The sequence below is a fragment of the Deinococcus sp. Leaf326 genome, assembly GCF_001424185.1.
In the GTDB taxonomy this organism is placed as follows: domain Bacteria; phylum Deinococcota; class Deinococci; order Deinococcales; family Deinococcaceae; genus Deinococcus.
The window spans coordinates 293,598-307,745 of the sequence record NZ_LMOM01000032.1; the positions used below are offsets into that span (position 1 = coordinate 293,598).

The 14,148-nt window shown below is 69.6% G+C and carries 14 protein-coding genes; 7 read left to right on the plus strand and 7 right to left on the minus strand.

Features of this window, described 5'->3' with window-relative positions; translation table 11 throughout:
* Positions 1-30: 30 nt before the first annotated feature.
* The 4 genes from uraD to ASF71_RS12160 all read right to left on the minus strand — a co-directional run bounded on the left by uraD (position 31) and on the right by ASF71_RS12160 (position 4,701).
* Positions 31-570 carry a 2-oxo-4-hydroxy-4-carboxy-5-ureidoimidazoline decarboxylase gene (gene uraD / locus ASF71_RS12145; protein ID WP_056300212.1) on the minus strand — a complete coding sequence of 180 codons (540 nt, stop codon included), beginning with the start codon at positions 568-570 and terminating at the stop codon, positions 31-33.
* A 38-nt stretch (positions 571-608) separates the two neighbouring features.
* Complete coding sequence (locus ASF71_RS12150; RefSeq protein ID WP_056300216.1) at positions 609-1,640, minus strand: Gfo/Idh/MocA family protein; 1,032 nt, start codon at positions 1,638-1,640, stop codon at positions 609-611.
* Positions 1,637-2,416, minus strand: coding sequence for a ThuA domain-containing protein (locus ASF71_RS12155; protein ID WP_056300219.1), 780 nt, complete (start codon positions 2,414-2,416; stop codon positions 1,637-1,639). The genes ASF71_RS12150 and ASF71_RS12155 overlap by 4 nt, the downstream gene beginning before the upstream one ends.
* 143 nt (positions 2,417-2,559) lie before the next feature.
* Positions 2,560-4,701, minus strand: a complete 2,142-nt coding sequence (locus tag ASF71_RS12160) for an ATP-binding protein (RefSeq protein WP_235514385.1) — start codon at positions 4,699-4,701, stop codon at positions 2,560-2,562.
* 232 nt (positions 4,702-4,933) lie between these two features.
* Between ASF71_RS12160 and ASF71_RS12165 the strand changes: the two genes are divergently transcribed.
* Positions 4,934-6,214 (plus strand): AMP-binding protein, encoded by a 1,281-nt coding sequence (locus ASF71_RS12165; protein ID WP_056300225.1) that lies wholly within the window; start codon positions 4,934-4,936, stop codon positions 6,212-6,214.
* Between the two features lie 7 nt (positions 6,215-6,221).
* Here the strand turns inward: ASF71_RS12165 and ASF71_RS12170 are convergent, their stop codons facing one another.
* Entirely contained in the window at positions 6,222-7,430 is a 1,209-nt protein-coding gene (locus ASF71_RS12170; RefSeq protein WP_235514388.1) for an AI-2E family transporter, read from the minus strand.
* Between the two features lie 159 nt (positions 7,431-7,589).
* On the opposite strand from ASF71_RS12170, the gene ASF71_RS12175 reads away from it, so the two are divergent.
* From ASF71_RS12175 to ASF71_RS12200, 6 genes are all read left to right on the plus strand, one after another.
* Complete coding sequence (locus tag ASF71_RS12175; RefSeq protein WP_056300229.1) at positions 7,590-8,063, plus strand: META domain-containing protein; 474 nt, start codon at positions 7,590-7,592, stop codon at positions 8,061-8,063.
* 183 nt (positions 8,064-8,246) lie between these two features.
* On the plus strand, positions 8,247-8,996 hold the full coding sequence (locus ASF71_RS25765) for a hypothetical protein (RefSeq protein ID WP_056300232.1): 750 nt from the start codon (positions 8,247-8,249) through the stop codon (positions 8,994-8,996).
* A gap of 1 nt (position 8,997) precedes the next feature.
* Complete coding sequence (locus tag ASF71_RS25770; RefSeq protein ID WP_056300236.1) at positions 8,998-9,951, plus strand: hypothetical protein; 954 nt, start codon at positions 8,998-9,000, stop codon at positions 9,949-9,951.
* A 149-nt stretch (positions 9,952-10,100) separates the two neighbouring features.
* A complete protein-coding gene (locus ASF71_RS12190) occupies positions 10,101-10,826 on the plus strand; it encodes an SRPBCC family protein (protein WP_235514390.1) in 726 nt (241 codons plus the stop codon).
* Positions 10,823-12,001 carry a zinc-dependent alcohol dehydrogenase gene (locus ASF71_RS12195; RefSeq protein WP_056300239.1) on the plus strand — a complete coding sequence of 393 codons (1,179 nt, stop codon included), beginning with the start codon at positions 10,823-10,825 and terminating at the stop codon, positions 11,999-12,001. Before ASF71_RS12190 ends, ASF71_RS12195 begins: the two co-directional genes overlap by 4 nt.
* Before the next feature lie 93 nt (positions 12,002-12,094).
* Positions 12,095-12,598 (plus strand): hypothetical protein, encoded by a 504-nt coding sequence (locus tag ASF71_RS12200; RefSeq protein WP_056300243.1) that lies wholly within the window; start codon positions 12,095-12,097, stop codon positions 12,596-12,598.
* 64 nt (positions 12,599-12,662) lie between these two features.
* Here ASF71_RS12200 and ASF71_RS12205 read toward each other — a convergent pair whose 3' ends face one another.
* Positions 12,663-12,983 carry a hypothetical protein gene (locus ASF71_RS12205; RefSeq protein ID WP_056300246.1) on the minus strand — a complete coding sequence of 107 codons (321 nt, stop codon included), beginning with the start codon at positions 12,981-12,983 and terminating at the stop codon, positions 12,663-12,665.
* A complete protein-coding gene (locus ASF71_RS12210; protein WP_056300250.1) occupies positions 12,976-13,980 on the minus strand; it encodes a ribonucleotide-diphosphate reductase subunit beta in 1,005 nt (334 codons plus the stop codon). The genes ASF71_RS12205 and ASF71_RS12210 overlap by 8 nt, the downstream gene beginning before the upstream one ends.
* Positions 13,981-14,148 lie beyond the last annotated feature (168 nt).

A 14,148-nucleotide genomic window follows, 5' to 3' on the forward strand; every position in this document is an offset into this window, starting at 1 on the left:
CCGGGCGCGGGAGAAGCTGGCCTGGTGAAGCTACCGCCGGATGAGGTCGAGCACCCGCAGCCGCGCAATGCGCCCAATCTCGTGCAGGGCGGCCTCGCGCTCCTGCTCCGGCGTGTGGTCCAGGCGGCGGCGCGCGCCCGCGAAGATGCCGGCCTTGTCGTTCTCGCGCACGCACACCACGTAGGGCAGCCCGAACTTCTCGTGATAGGCCGCGTTCAGGCGCCCGAACTCGGCGTATTCGTCGGCGTTCAGGCGGTCGAGCCCCGCCGAGGCCTGCTCCCCCGCGCTTTCGTCCGTCAGTTCGCCCGCCAGCGCCGCCTTGCCCGCGAGGTCCGGGTGCGCGCGGATCAGGGCGACCTGCTCATCGGGGGTTCCCGAGCGGGCGGCCTCCATGAAGGCGCGCGCGGCGGCCTCGGCGTCGGCAAAAGGCCGCTGGCCAGCCGCCACACGCGCGTAGTGCGGCGAGTGTTCCAACACTCCGGCGAAGTGCGCCGCGAAGGCGTCTTCGCTCAGGGCATTGAGGTCGGCCAGGGACAGCGGGGTGGGGGAAGGGCGGGGGGACAGGGCCATACCCCATTGTCCCACTCCGTCCTTCAACTCCGGGTTGCTCAGTCCAGACTCAGGCGTACCGTCTGGCCGCTGCGCGCGCTCTCGTAGGCGGCCAGGACCAGCCGCACGCTCTCGCGGCCGTCCTCGCCGCTACACACGACCGGCGTGCCTTCGGCGATGGAGCGCATGAACGCCACCACGCCCCGGCGGTGGCCGCTGTCGTTGCCGTTGAATTCGTACCAGGACTCGTCAAGATCGGCCCAGCCCGTGTCGCCGCCCTCGCGGTTGGCGAAGCGCAGCTTGGCCTTGCCCAGGCGGTTGCTGCACTCCAGCGCGCCCAGGGTGCCGTACACCGCGAAGCTCTCCTCCCAGCCGGTGGCAGTCCAGGCGTTTTCCACGCTGCCCAGCGCGCCGCTCTCGAAACGCAGGGTCACGACGCTCGTGTCCTCGACCTCGATGTCGTATTTCAGGGTGTCCATCAGCCCGAAGACGGTCTGCACGTCGCCGCCGAAGTTGCGTGCGAGGTCCATCATGTGACAGCCGTTGTCCAGCAGCGTGCCGCCGCCCGACGCCGCGAGGCTCCCGAAGGCGCCGCGGACCTGCTCGGCGCCGCCCCAGTCGTGGGCCTGACGCAGCCGCATGTACGTGATGCGCCCGATACGTCCGTCGGTGATCAGCCGCTTGGCGGTGGCGACCAGGGGGCTCGAACGCAGGTGGTGGCCGGTCTGGAGAATCACGCCGGCCCTCTCCGCCGCGTCGATCATGGCGTCGCAGGCGGCGAGGTCCAGCGACAGCGGTTTTTCGCACAGCACGTGAACGCCGCGCGCGATGGCCGCGAGCGCGGCGGGGGCGTGGTAGGCGTTGGGCGTGCAGATGCTGATGGCCTGCACGTCCTCACGTTCCAGAAGTTCCTCGAAACTGGCGTACCCGCGCGCCTGCCACTCGGTCTCGCGCAGCTCGCGGATGGTCGCGCTGGGGTCGGCGAAGGCCACCACCTTGGCCCCGGCCAGGCCGTAGCCCTCGAAGTGGCGCTGCGAGATGCCCCCAGCGCCGACAATCGCCACGTTCAGGCCCGCACCCGGCAGGCTCAACGGAACCCTTCCTGCGACCGCTCGGCGGCCTGCTGGTCTTTGGGCAGTACCTCGAGCGGCTGGCGGTTGCCGAAGGCGCGCGGGGCACTGGCGGTCGGGGCGGCCCAGCGCGCGCCGTTGGCGATGACCTGCCGCACGCCGTCATGGAAGTAGGTGGGGTAGGTCTCGTGTCCGGGGCGGAAGTAGAAGATCTTGCCGCTGCCGCGCGTGAAGGTGCAGCCCGAGCGGAACACCTCGCCGCCCGAGAACCAGCTGACGAAGATGAGTTCGTCGGGGGTGGGGATGTCGAAGTGCTCGCCATACATCTCCTCGGCTTCCAGCTCGATGTACTCGCCCACGCCCTGCGCGATGGGGTGGGCTGGATTCACGACCCACAGCCGCTCCTTGTCGTTGGCCTCACGCCACTTCAGGTCGCAGGAGGTGCCCATCAGGCGCTTGAAGACCTTGCTGAAGTGCCCCGAGTGCAGCACTACGAGGCCCATGCCGTCCCACACACGCTGCACGACCTTCTCCACGACCTCGTCCGACACGTCGCCGTGCGCCTTGTGACCCCACCACACGAGCACGTCGGTCTGGGCCAGCACCTCGTCGGTCAGGCCGTGTTCGGGTTCATCGAGGGTGGCGGTGCACACCTCCTGAACGCCCTGGGCGCGCAGGCCGTCGGCAATCGCCGTGTGGATGCCGTCGGGGTAGATGGCGCGGACCTGGGGGTTCTCGTGTTCGTGGCGAAACTCGTTCCAGACGGTAACGCGGGGTGAGGAAACAGAGTGGGTCATGACAGGACCATCCTTTGCGCGGGGGCAGGGAGACGAAAGAGGCGGAATCGTGATGCGCTGCCGAGTCTAGAACGATTCAGAGGGCGGCGTACAGCCCCTGGCCGCCCGTCCATGAAGGCCGGCCACAGACCCGGCATCCCGGGTCAGTCCTGTGCGGGCAGTGTGAACTGGAAGGTCGACCCCTCACCGGGCGTGCTCTCGACCCAGAGGCGCCCGCCGTGACGCTCCACGATCTTCTGGCAGATCGCCAGACCGATGCCGGTGCCCTCGTACTGCTCGCGGCCGTGCAGGCGCTGGAAGATTACGAAGATGCGCTCGAAATGCTGCGGCTCGATGCCGATGCCGTTATCCTTGACCGCGAAGATCCATTCGTGGTCGCCGCGCCGCGCCGTGACCTCCACGGCGGGGGCTACACCCTCGCGGTGGTATTTCAGGCCGTTCTGCACGAGGTTTTGCAAGAGCTGGTCGAGCTGCGCCTTGTGGCCCGGCACCACCGGCAGGGGGCCGCGCGTCACCCGGGCGCCCAGCGTGACGATCTCGTCGTGCAGGCGCAGGCGCAACTGGTCGAAGAGCCCCCCGAAGTCGCAGGCCTCGGTCGCCAGGTGGCCGGTGTGCAGGCGCGAGAAGCCCAGCAGATCGTCCACGAGTCGTTTCATGTGGACGCCGTTTTCGGAGATCTGCTGCAGGTACAGCCGTCCACGCTCGTCGAGGGTCTGGCCGTAGCGGTGCGTGAGGAGGTCCGAAAAACTCGTCATGGCCCGTAGCGGCGCCTGAAGGTCGTGCGAGGCGACGTAGGCGAAGCGTTCGAGCTCGGCGTTGCTGCGCTCAAGCTCGGTCGTGCGGGTGGCGACCTCCGCCAGAGCCCGCGCGCGGTCGAGGGCCAGCCCCAGGTTGAAGGTCGCGGTCTCCATCACCGTGCGGTCAGTGACCGACCAGCGCCGCCGCCCGAACAGCGCCACGGCGAACACGCCGACCGGCCGGCCGTCCAGCATGACCGGCAGACTGGCCGTCGCGCCGATGTGCCGCACGAGTTCGCCGAGCTGATCGGTGTTCAGGTCGTAGGTGTCCTGGTACAGCGGCTCGCCGGTACGCCACGGCAGGTTCAGGTTCTGGGCGCTGTCCAGCGGCAGGCCGGCGTCCACCACGGTCTGAAGGGCCGGGTGGCCCAGCTCGCCCACCTGCGACTTGAGGCGCCACACCGGGCCCTCGGGTTCGTAGTACACCGCGTAGCCGGGGGGCAGCAGGTCCAGCGTGATTTCCTGGGCGCGGCGCACGAGGGCCGCGCGGTCGGTCTCGAGCACGAGGTCGCGCGAGAGCAGGGCGAAGGCGTCGAGCGCCCGGGTGCGGACCGCCAGTTCGGCGTGCTGGCTCAGCAGGACCTCGGCGCGGACTCCCAGCTCGTGCTGGTTGTCCCGCAGGAGCGTCTCCGGGGAAGCCCCGGGCTCCTGGAGACGCTCCTCGGCGGCGGTCTGCGCGCGCAGGTCGCGCACATAGGCTGCGAGCTGCGGCCGCTCGGCGCTGCCCAGGCGCCGCAGCGTCACGCTCAGCGGCAGGGGCTGGCCGTCCCGGGTCAGGGCCGAGGTGAGGTGCGGGCCGGACTCGCCGGTGCGCAGCGCCTCGGCCACTGGCGCGCTCGCGGCATGTTCCTGGGCCTCGGCGGGGTGCAGGCCCGGCCAGCCCACCTCACCGGCCAGGAACTGCTCGTGGGTGTAGCCCAGCAGCGCGAGGTAGGCAGGATTGACCTCCTCGATCCGGCCGTCGGGCCACCCGACAATCAGGCCATGCGGGCTGTGTTCGGCGAGTTGCCGGAACAGCTCGCCGCGCCGCCGCAGCTCGTCCAGGGTCTGCGCGCGGTCCAGCGCGGCGGCGCAGTGGGGGGCCAAGAGCTCCAGCGCCGGCCCATGCGTTTCCTCACCGTCCGCCAGATTTCCGGTCAGCCCCTCGGCCAGCAGAGTTCCCAGGCTCTGACTGTTTAGAGTCAGGGGCCACGCGGCGAGACCCGGCGCCGCCTGCGCCTCCTGGTGGATCAGCGCGGCGTGGGCCAGCGCGAGGGCCGGCGCTGCCGGCAGGTCCTGGCCGGCCAGGGGGCACAGGCCGTCACTGTCTGCCCGCAATGCCGTAAGGCGCCGCAGGTTCAATCCGGAGGCGGCCAGGGTCAGCGCCACGGCGATCTCAGGCTCCGTCTGTGCTGTGGCCAGCGCACCCGTGAGGTCCGGAGAGGGCGTGGCCGGAGACCCGCTCGGGGGGGGGCAGGAGGCGGAGGACGGACCGGCCGGATCGGACATACGCGCCAGCATAGCGGCCGGTTCCGCTTCTGGCGCCGGTCCGCCGGAAAGTGGTGGGGGCGGGGCGCGGGGACGCTGTCCAGCCTCTGCTCTGGAATGTTCGGCCCGAGCTCCCTAGACTGACGGTCACAGACTGTCGTGCTGCTTGTTCTGGACTCCCGGCGTCGCCGGGAAGATTCCCCTTTTCGCCGCGCCCGGTACGCGGCGCGTAGTTGCCTGCCCTGGAGATCCCATGTTTCAACCCGACCGTGAAGCCATGCCCCTGCCCGACCTGCGAGCGTGGCAACTGTCGCGCCTACAGGAGATGGTCGCCCGGCAGGCGGCCCATGTGCCGGCCTACCGCGCCAAGTTCGCGGCGGCGGGCGTCACCCCCGGTGACCTGCGCAGCCTGGACGACCTCGCCCGCTTTCCCCTGACGCGCAAGAGCGATCTGCGCGACCACTACCCACTGGGGCTGTGCGCCGTGCCCAGGTCGGACCTGCGCCGGATGCACGCCAGCAGCGGCACGACCGGCAAGCCGACGGTGGTGGCCTACGACGACAACGACCTCGATATCTTCGCGGAGGTGGTGGCGCGCAGCCTGTACGCGGCCGGCGCGCGGCCCGGCATGGTCTTTCACAACGCCTATGGCTACGGCCTGTTCACGGGCGGGCTGGGCACCCACGCGGGCGCCGCGCGCCTGGGGCTGGCGACCGTGCCGGTGTCAGGCGGCGGCACCGAGCGGCAGGTCACGCTCATCGAGGACCTTGGCCCAGAGGTGATCGCCTGCACACCCAGCTACGCGCTCGTGCTCGCCGACGCCCTTGCGGCGCGCGGCCACCGCCCGGGGGACATTCCCCTGAAGTACGCCGTGCTGGGCGCCGAACCCTGGTCCGAAAAGACCCGCGCCGAGGTCGAGGCGCGGCTGGGTGTGCGGGCAAGCAACATCTACGGCCTCTCGGAGATCATCGGCCCCGGCGTGAGCGGTGAGGACGCCGCCGAGCAGCGCGGCAGCTACCTGTGGGAGGACCACTTCTACCCCGAGATCCTCGACCCTGAGACCGGCGAGGTGCAGCCCGACGGCGAATGGGGCGTGCTCGTCCTGAGCAGCATGACGCGCACGGCGATGCCGGTGCTGCGCTACTGGACTGGCGACATCACCCGTCTGCTGCCCGGCGAGAACGTCACCGGCCGCACCCTGCGCCGCATGGACCAGATCCGGGGCCGCAGCGACGACCTCATCATCCTGCGCGGCGTCAACGTGTATCCCACCCAGCTCGAGGCCGTGCTGCTGGGGCTGGGGCAGGTCAGCCCGCACTACCACGTCATCCTGACGCGCACCGGCGTTCTCGACGAGCTGACCCTGCAGGTCGAGAGTCCCGAGGAAGGCGCCCCGCTGCGCGCCGAGATCGAGCGGCTCATCAAGGCGCAGGTCGGCGTGACGGTGCGCTGCGAACTGTGCCCCCCCGGCACCCTGGCCCGCAGCGAGGGCGGCAAGCTGCGCCGCGTGACCGATCTGCGCGCGGCACGCTAGGAGCGGCTCAGGCGCGCGGCGCCTCCCGCTCGACGGCGGGTTGGGGGGCGGGCGCGGCCATCGCAACGATGACTTCCCGGTTCCCGCCGGGCGTCCCTAGGTCAGTGGCCCTGACCCCTGCGCGGTAGCTGGCGCTGGGGTAGTAGTACGCCTCTATCAGGGCCTTGACGAGCGCCACGAAGGGCACGGCGACGATGGCCCCCAGAATCCCGAACAGCTCGACCCCGAACAGGATGGCGAGCAGCACGCCCAGCGGCGAGAGATTGGTGCTGTGGCTGACCACGCGCGGCGAGATGACGTGGCCTTCGAGCTGGTTGACCGCCAGGAACAGCGCGCCCACGAGTGCCAGCTTGAGGCCGCCCAGCGGCAGCGCGAGCAGCAGCGCCGGAATGAGCGACAGGACCACGCCTAGGTACGGCACGATGTTCAGCAGCGCGGCCAGAAAGCCCACGGCCAGCCCCGAGGGCACCCCCAGTAGGGTCAGGCCCGCCGCCAGCAGGACCCCGAGGATGAGCGCCACCGTGATCTGGCCCCGGAAGTAGCCGCCGACCGCGCGCCCCAGATGGCCGCTCAGTTCCAGCGCGCCCGCCTGGAAGCGCAGGGGCAGCAGCCGCAGTAGGAAGGGGCCGATCTGCGGATAGATCGCCATCATGTAGATGCTGATGACCAGGGTGATGAACACGTGGCCCAGTAATCCGAAGGCCCCCAGCACCCCGCTGACGAGTGCCCCGCGCGGCGAGAGCAGGCTGCCCGCCGAGCGGCTCAGCCGGGCCGGCAGGGTATGGGCGTTCTGGGTGATCCACTCGCTCACCTGGGCCTGAGCGCCCGCCAGCAGCGGCGAATGGGCGCTCAGGGACCGCAGTTCGGCGTCCAGGCGGTCCAGCAGTTGTGGGGCCTGCGTCACGAGGCTCTGGACCTCGCGCGCCGTCACGGTGATCAGGGGCGAGAGCGCGGCGAGCAGCCCCAGCAGTGCCAGGAACAGCAGCGTGATGCCCAGCGGCCGGGGCACCCGCCGGGATTCGAGCCACCGCAGCAGCGGGTTCGTGAGGTGCGCGATGAGGTAGGCCACCACCACGCTGACAAGAACCGCGCGCACCTCGCCCAGCACCCGCAGGAGCCCCCAGAGCAGCAACAGGACCGTGGCGAGCTGAAACAGCGGCCAGGTCCACAGCCGTCTCAGGGCGGCGAAGGGCGGCGGCGAGGGCGGCAGGGTCATACCGGTATCCTGCCGCGCCGAGTTAAACCCCGTCTGAAGATTGGGGCCGTCTGGGACACCACCCAGTGGGGGGATGGGACTACATATCCCGCCCGGAGATGAGCGTTTCGCCATGCTGGCCGTCAGGTGCCTGTCACCGGGACGGGGCATGCTGGCGCCATGCGAACGCTCCTTGCTCTGCTGGCTCTGGCCCTTGTCCCGGCTCCGGTTCTCGCCGCCAACGTGACGGCCGTCCGCCCGGCCCCCGCGCAGGCGGCCGCCCCCACCCCCGCGCCCCTGAACGGCATCTGGCGGCTGGTGGGCGAGGTCGAGCCGGACGGCGTGCGCGGGGGCGGGATCGCCGTGCGGCCCCAGCTCGTCATTTCCGGTGACCGCGTCTCGGGTCAGCTCGGCTGCGGGCGATTCACTGGTACGGTGCAGGCCGAGGGCGGCGAGATCAGCCTGAAGGTCACGGCCCTGCCGCCGCGCGCCAACGAACGCTGCCTCTTCGCCGTTCCCGGTGACTTCTACCGCGTGCTCAACGCCGCCGACCACTACGTCATCAACGGGAGCACGCAGCGGCTGGTCCTGTTCTCCGACAAGGGGCGCCTGACCTTCGAGCGCCTCGGCTACGTGACGCCCGCGCGCCGCTGAGCTCCCCGGAGCGCCGGCCGGTCCCGCTTCCCCGGGCTGGCCGGCGCTCCGGTTTCACGTGGGGCCCACGTCCCGGCGCTACTGCTGGGGCGGCGTCCTATGACCACCTCTTCACACTCCTCCCTGGCCTCCGCCGGCTCTTCCTCCGCCCCGCCGGAGGTCACCCATTCCTGGTGGCGGGTGATGTGCCTGACCGGTGTGGACTACTTCTCGACCCTGGGCTACCAGCCGGGGATCGCGGCGGTGGCGGCGGGCGCGCTGGCTCCGGTCGCCACCCTCGTCCTCGTGGCTCTGACGCTGCTGGGAGCGCTGCCGGTCTACCGCCGGGTCGCCGCCGAGAGTCCGCACGGCGAGGGCAGTGTGCGGATGCTGCCTGGCTGGCCCAGCAAACTGCTCGTGCTGCTGGGCTTCGCGGCCACCGACTTCATGATCACCATCACGCTCTCGGCGGCCGACGCGGCGGCGCACCTCGTCCAGAATCCTCTGGTGCGCGGCCACGCCGCCGGCTGGCAGATGCCCGTCACGCTGGGCCTGGTGCTGCTGCTTGGCGGGGTGTTCCTCAAGGGGTTGCGTGAGGCCATTGGTCTGGCGGTGGGGCTGGTGGGGCTCTACCTCGCCCTGAACGTCGTCGTCATCGGCCGGGGTCTCCTGGAGGTCGCGCACCATCCGGCGGTCCTGGGGGGCTGGCAGAGCACGCTGACGCACTACCACGGCGGCTGGGGCGGGGTGGCCCTGACCGCCCTGATCGTCTTTCCAAAGCTGGCGCTGGGGCTCTCGGGTTTCGAGACGGGCGTGAGCGTCATGCCGCAGGTGCGCGGCGGCGTGGGGGCAGACGAGGCGGCCGGCCGCGTGCGCCATACCCGCCGCCCTCCAGAGTGGGGGAGTCGCCAGTGGCCGGGCGCTGGCCTACCTCGCGCACGCGCAGTTCGGTGAAGTGTTCGGCACCGTGTACGACCTCTCGACCATCCTGATCCTGTGGTTCGCGGGCGCTTCGGCGCTGACGGGGCTGCTCAACATCGTGCCGCGCTTCCTGCCGCGCTACGGCATGGCTCCCGAGTGGGCCACTGCCACCCGCCCGCTGACACTGGTGTTCACGGCCACCGGTCTCTTCATCACGCTGCTGTTCCGGGCTGACGTGGACGCCCAGGGCGGCGCCTACGCGACCGGCGTACTGGTCCTGATGAGCAGCGCGGCCTCCGCGGTCACGCTCTCGGCCTGGCGCGCCCGGCAGCGGGTGGCCCCGGCCTTTGCCCTCGTGACCCTGATGTTCGTATACACCACCGTCCTGGACGTCATCGAGCGGCCCGACGGCCTGCGCATCGCCAGCCTGTTCATCCTGGGCATTCTGGGCGTGAGCCTCGTGTCGCGCGTGAACCGCAGCACCGAGCTGCGCCTGAGCGGGGTCAGCCTCGACCCCGCCGCCCAGCAGTTTGTGCGCGATGCGGCCCGCAGCGGCGCCCTGCGCCTGATCGCTCACCGCCCCGACATCCTGACGGCGCGTGAGTACCGCGACAAGGGCCGCGAGGCCCGGCTCAAGACGCACCTGCCCGACGGCGGCCCGGTGCTGTTTCTGGAGATCACAGTGGCGGGGGCCAGCGACTTCGGCGCCGCGCTGGAGGTGCGTGGGTACGCGGTGGGGGTGCATCAGGTACTGCGTGCCTCGGCGCCGGCGGTGCCCAACGCCATCGCCGCGCTGCTGCTGCACCTGCGTGCCCAGACCGGCATCGTGCCCGACGTGTATTTCGGCTGGGACGAGAAGGGACCGCTGACGAACGCCGCGAATTTCCTGATGTTCGGCGAGGGTGACATCGCCCCCCTGACTCGCGAGGTGCTGCGCAAGGCCGAGCCGGACGCCCGGCACCGACCCCTGGTCCACGTCGGCGGCTGACCGCCAGTCGGCTAATGTGCCCCGGATGAGTCTGGGATGAGTTAGGGGTGGCTCAGCGGGGGGAGGGGCCATCACGTGGGATTCAGCAACCCCCCACACAGTGCCGGGCGTAACCGTTGGTGCCTGCCTGCACCCATTGACTGGGGCGCATGACGACAAACAGCGAACAGGCGGGGGCACAGATGACCCCGGCGGAGCGGGTCGCCTACGGGGCTCTGGGCGCAGGGTTGGCGGTTCTGGGCCTGCGTGGGGGGCACCCGGTTCAGCGGTTGCTGCTGAGTGCGGCCGGCGTGGTCGTGGCGGCGCAGGCCATCACTGGGCGGCACCCGGTGGCGACTGCCCTGAAGATCAACCAGGGCGCGGACGGAGAAGTCAGGGTGAGCGACGCCGTGACCATCGGTCAGGGGCCCGAGGGGCTGTATGCCCGCTGGCGCGACCTCGCCTCGCTGCCGGCCCTCATGACCCACCTGGAAAAGGTGGAGGTGCTCGACGAGAAGCGCTCGCGCTGGACTGTCAAGGCGCCCGCCGGAACGCACGTGAGCTGGGAAGCCGAAATCATGGCTGAGGAGCCGGGGCGGCGACTGGCCTGGGCCTCGTTGCCGGGCGCGGCGGTCGAGAACAGCGGCGAGGTGCTGTTCCGGCCCGCGCCGGGGAACCGCGGCACCGAACTCGTTGTGCACCTGACCTACAAGCCGCTCGGCGGCGCGGCCGGAGCTGTGGTCGCCCGCATCTTGGGCCAGGAGCCGGGGCAGCAGCTCCGCGACGATCTGATGCGGTTCAAGCGGGAGCAGGAACTGGGCTACGCGCCCACCGCCAGGGGCCAGAGCAGCGGCCGCGCCGGAGCCGGCAAGGGCACGCAGGAGGGACGGGTATGAAGGCAGTCGTGTGGCAGGGCACCAACAAGATCGGCGTCGAGACGGTGCCGGACCCCTCGATTCTCCTGGCAACTGACGCGGTCGTGCGCGTCACCTCAACGGCCATCTGCGGTTCGGACCTGCACCTGCTTGACGGGTACATCCCGAGCATGGAGAAGGGCGACATCCTGGGTCACGAGTTCATGGGTGAAGTTGTCGAGGTCGGCAAGGCCGTCAAGAAGCTCAAGGTCGGCGACCGGGTGGTCGTGCCCTTCAACCTCGCCTGCGGGGTCTGCGACCCCTGCCAGCGCGGCCTGTTCAGCGCCTGCGACAATTCCAACCCCAATCACCGCATGGCCGAGGCGATGTACGGCGGGGTCAGCGGCGGTGGCCTGTTCGGGTACTCGCACATCTACGGCGGCTACGCGGGCGGACAGGCGCAGTACGTGCGGGTGCCCTTCGCCGACGTGGGACCCTTCAAGATTGAATCCGACCTGCGCGACGATCAGGTGCTGTTCCTCACGGACATCTTCCCGACCGGCTATCAGGCGGCAGAGAACTGCAACATCGTCCCCGGCCGCGACGTGGTGGCCGTGTTCGGCGCGGGGCCGGTGGGCCAGTTCGCCGCCCGCAGCGCGCAGATGCTGGGAGCGGCACACGTCATCGTGATCGACCGTGTGCCCGAACGCCTGAAGATGGCCGAGGCTTCGGGCGCGCAGACCATCAACTACGAACAGGAGGACGTGCTGCTCGCGCTGCGTGAGGCGACGGGCGGGCGTGGCCCCGACCACGTCATCGACGCGGTGGGCCTCGAAGCCCACGGCCACGGCCCCGGCGCGCTGCTCGACACTGCCCAGCAGAAGCTGCGGCTGACCTTCGACCGCATCACGGCCCTGCGCTGGGCGATCATGAGCTGCGCCAAGGGCGGCACCGTGAGTATGCCGGGGGTCTACGGGGGCCTGGTCAACGAGCTGCCGATGGGCGCAGCCTTCGCCAAGGGCCTGACCTTCCGGATGGGCCAGACGCACACGCACCGCTACCTGCCGGAGCTGCTCGGCCGGATCGAGAGCGGCGAGATCGACCCGAGTTTCGTCATCACCCACCGGGCCGGCCTGAGCGAGGCGCCGGATCTCTACAAGGCCTTCCGTGACAAGAAGCACGGCTGCATTAAAGTGGTCCTGAATCCCTGGGCCTGAAGCTCCCTTGAAGTTTCCCTGGTGGACGCCTGACGAACGGTGGTCGGGCGTCCACCCGCCGTATAAGATGGGAGGCCAAGAAGGAGACCCGCCATGACCACCGACGACACAACCCCACCGGCCACCCTGCTGCGCGCCGTCCTCGACTGGCAGGCGGGCGACCTGCCGCGCGAGGCCCTAGTGTCGCGCCTAAGCAGCCTGACACCCGAACAGGGCGAGCAGGTTACGGGCCTCTTGGCCGAGCTGCACCGCCGCGCCGGCCGTGCGCCCGCCGCCCACGAGGCCCATGACGACGACACCGCGAGCTGGCGCGAGGAACTCATGGCCTGCCGCGCCCGCACTTGGCCCTTTCCCCAGGCGGCCGGGCTGCTCGTGGGTCCTTCGGTCCTGATCCTCACTGACGGCACGCGCGGTCTGGTGCTGCGCGAGCGGGTGGTGCGTCCTCTGCCCATGAGCGTCAGTTCGTCGCTGCTGCTGCTGTGCCAGACCATCGTGATGGCGCAGCACGCCGTGGACCGTCAGGAACTGGGCAATCTGCGCCAGCAGCGGATCGAGTCGAGTTCCACGTCCCTGTCGGAAATCGAGATCATCCGCTGACGGTATGAAATAGGGGCGGGCCCTTCCAGTCTGGAAGGGCCCGCCCCTTTGTGTGTTGCTGTGCCTACGAACCGACCGACTCGGCCGTCTGCGAGGCTGCCAGCAGGAAGGCCTTGACCTCGCCCAGGCCGCCGGTGTTCAGCAGGACGCGCCCACTAGCCGTATTGATGAGGGCCGGGGTCTTCTGCACGTTGTACAGCGCAACGACCGACTCGAACTCGTCGGGCTGATTCTGGCGGTGCACGGGGTGGATCAGGGAGGCGAACTGCCCGCGCAGAGGCTTGTCGAGCATGAGCTTGAGGCGTTCGCAGTCGGGGCAGGCGTCCTGGGTGAGCATCAGGACTTCGGCCTGCAGCGGGAGGGCAGTGGGGGCGGGGTCAGTCATGGGCGATCCTTACGGGCTGCGCAGGCCAGATGTCGGCGAAGTCGCTGTCGGTGAGCGGCTCGACACCGATCTTGCTGTAGCTGCTGCCCTTGCTGGAGAAGAAGTCGTGGGTGGTGCCCTTCGAGCGGATCCCGTTCTGCACGATGGGATTAATCTCCTCGTCGGGAAAGCTGCGCGGGGTCCCGAGGTTGTCGGCCAGCACGTTGAAGTTGAAACGGATGAACTTCTTGACCTCGCCGGTCAGCCCCACGCCCGCGTACAGCGTCTCGGTGTAGCTCATCTCGTTGCGGTACAGCGTCTGGAGGGTGGCTTCGTACCAGGCCATGGCGTAGGCCTGCTCGGCCTCGTTCATCTCGGCGAACTTCTCCTGCGCCAGCAGCGCCACGTACACGCCGTGCACCGCCTCGTCCAGAATGATCAGGTTGAAGATCTCGCCCGCCGACACCATGCGGCCCTGCCCGGCGAGGTACAGCGGGTAGAAAAAGCCGCTATAGAACAGCGCCGTTTCGAGCATGCACGACACCACCATCTTTTTCCACAGGCCCAGGGTCGAGATGTCAGGGTCGGCGAAGACGCCCTGGATGAAGCTGATCTTGAACTGGAGCTGCGGCTGCTGCCGGACCCACTCGAAGACCTCGCGTTCCTCGCTCGTCGAGAGGAAGGTCTTGTTCATGAGGCTGTAGCTGCGCGCGTGGATGTCTTCCATCATGCCCTGGAACTGCAGGGTCGCCTTGCGGATGTGGCCCGAGACAAGGTGCCGCAGCGCCGGCATCCCGACTTCGCCCTGAAGCGTATCGAGGGCGTTCAGGCCGGCCGAGGCGTGGATGTAGGTCCAGCGTTCCTGCTCGCCCAGGGCCTGCCACACCAGCGCGTCGTTGGTCAGCGGAATCTCCTCCGGGAACCACAGCTGCGAGGTGTATTTCTCGTAGAAGGTGGTGGAGAAGGAATCTTCGGGTTCTGACCAGTTGGTGGCCGAAAACGGCGTGTGTGGGGACATGCTGGATACCTCTGTTCGGGAAAGGGGTGCTGGGGGGCCGGGCCGCGGAAGTGGCCCCGACCGGTCATCGGTGGCCCCAAAGCCGTCTACCCTACGCCCTGTCCGTGGCCTGCGGATGTGAAGAGCTGCGGGTACGGAGCAGCCAGGATCGGCGACTCCTCTCCATGA

Coding starts and splice junctions, on each gene's coding strand:
- ASF71_RS12210 (WP_056300250.1), bottom strand. CDS start 13,980: ATGTCCCCACACACGCCGTTTTCGGCCACCAACTGGTCAGAACCCGAA.
- ASF71_RS12160 (WP_235514385.1), bottom strand. CDS start 4,701: ATGTCCGATCCGGCCGGTCCGTCCTCCGCCTCCTGCCCCCCCCCGAGC.
- ASF71_RS12165 (WP_056300225.1), top strand. CDS start 4,934: ATGTTTCAACCCGACCGTGAAGCCATGCCCCTGCCCGACCTGCGAGCG.
- ASF71_RS12205 (WP_056300246.1), bottom strand. CDS start 12,983: ATGACTGACCCCGCCCCCACTGCCCTCCCGCTGCAGGCCGAAGTCCTG.
- ASF71_RS12155 (WP_056300219.1), bottom strand. CDS start 2,416: ATGACCCACTCTGTTTCCTCACCCCGCGTTACCGTCTGGAACGAGTTT.
- uraD (WP_056300212.1), bottom strand. CDS start 570: ATGGCCCTGTCCCCCCGCCCTTCCCCCACCCCGCTGTCCCTGGCCGAC.
- ASF71_RS12200 (WP_056300243.1), top strand. CDS start 12,095: ATGACCACCGACGACACAACCCCACCGGCCACCCTGCTGCGCGCCGTC.
- ASF71_RS12190 (WP_235514390.1), top strand. CDS start 10,101: ATGACGACAAACAGCGAACAGGCGGGGGCACAGATGACCCCGGCGGAG.
- ASF71_RS25765 (WP_056300232.1), top strand. CDS start 8,247: ATGTGCCTGACCGGTGTGGACTACTTCTCGACCCTGGGCTACCAGCCG.
- ASF71_RS12195 (WP_056300239.1), top strand. CDS start 10,823: ATGAAGGCAGTCGTGTGGCAGGGCACCAACAAGATCGGCGTCGAGACG.
- ASF71_RS12170 (WP_235514388.1), bottom strand. CDS start 7,430: ATGACCCTGCCGCCCTCGCCGCCGCCCTTCGCCGCCCTGAGACGGCTG.
- ASF71_RS12175 (WP_056300229.1), top strand. CDS start 7,590: ATGCGAACGCTCCTTGCTCTGCTGGCTCTGGCCCTTGTCCCGGCTCCG.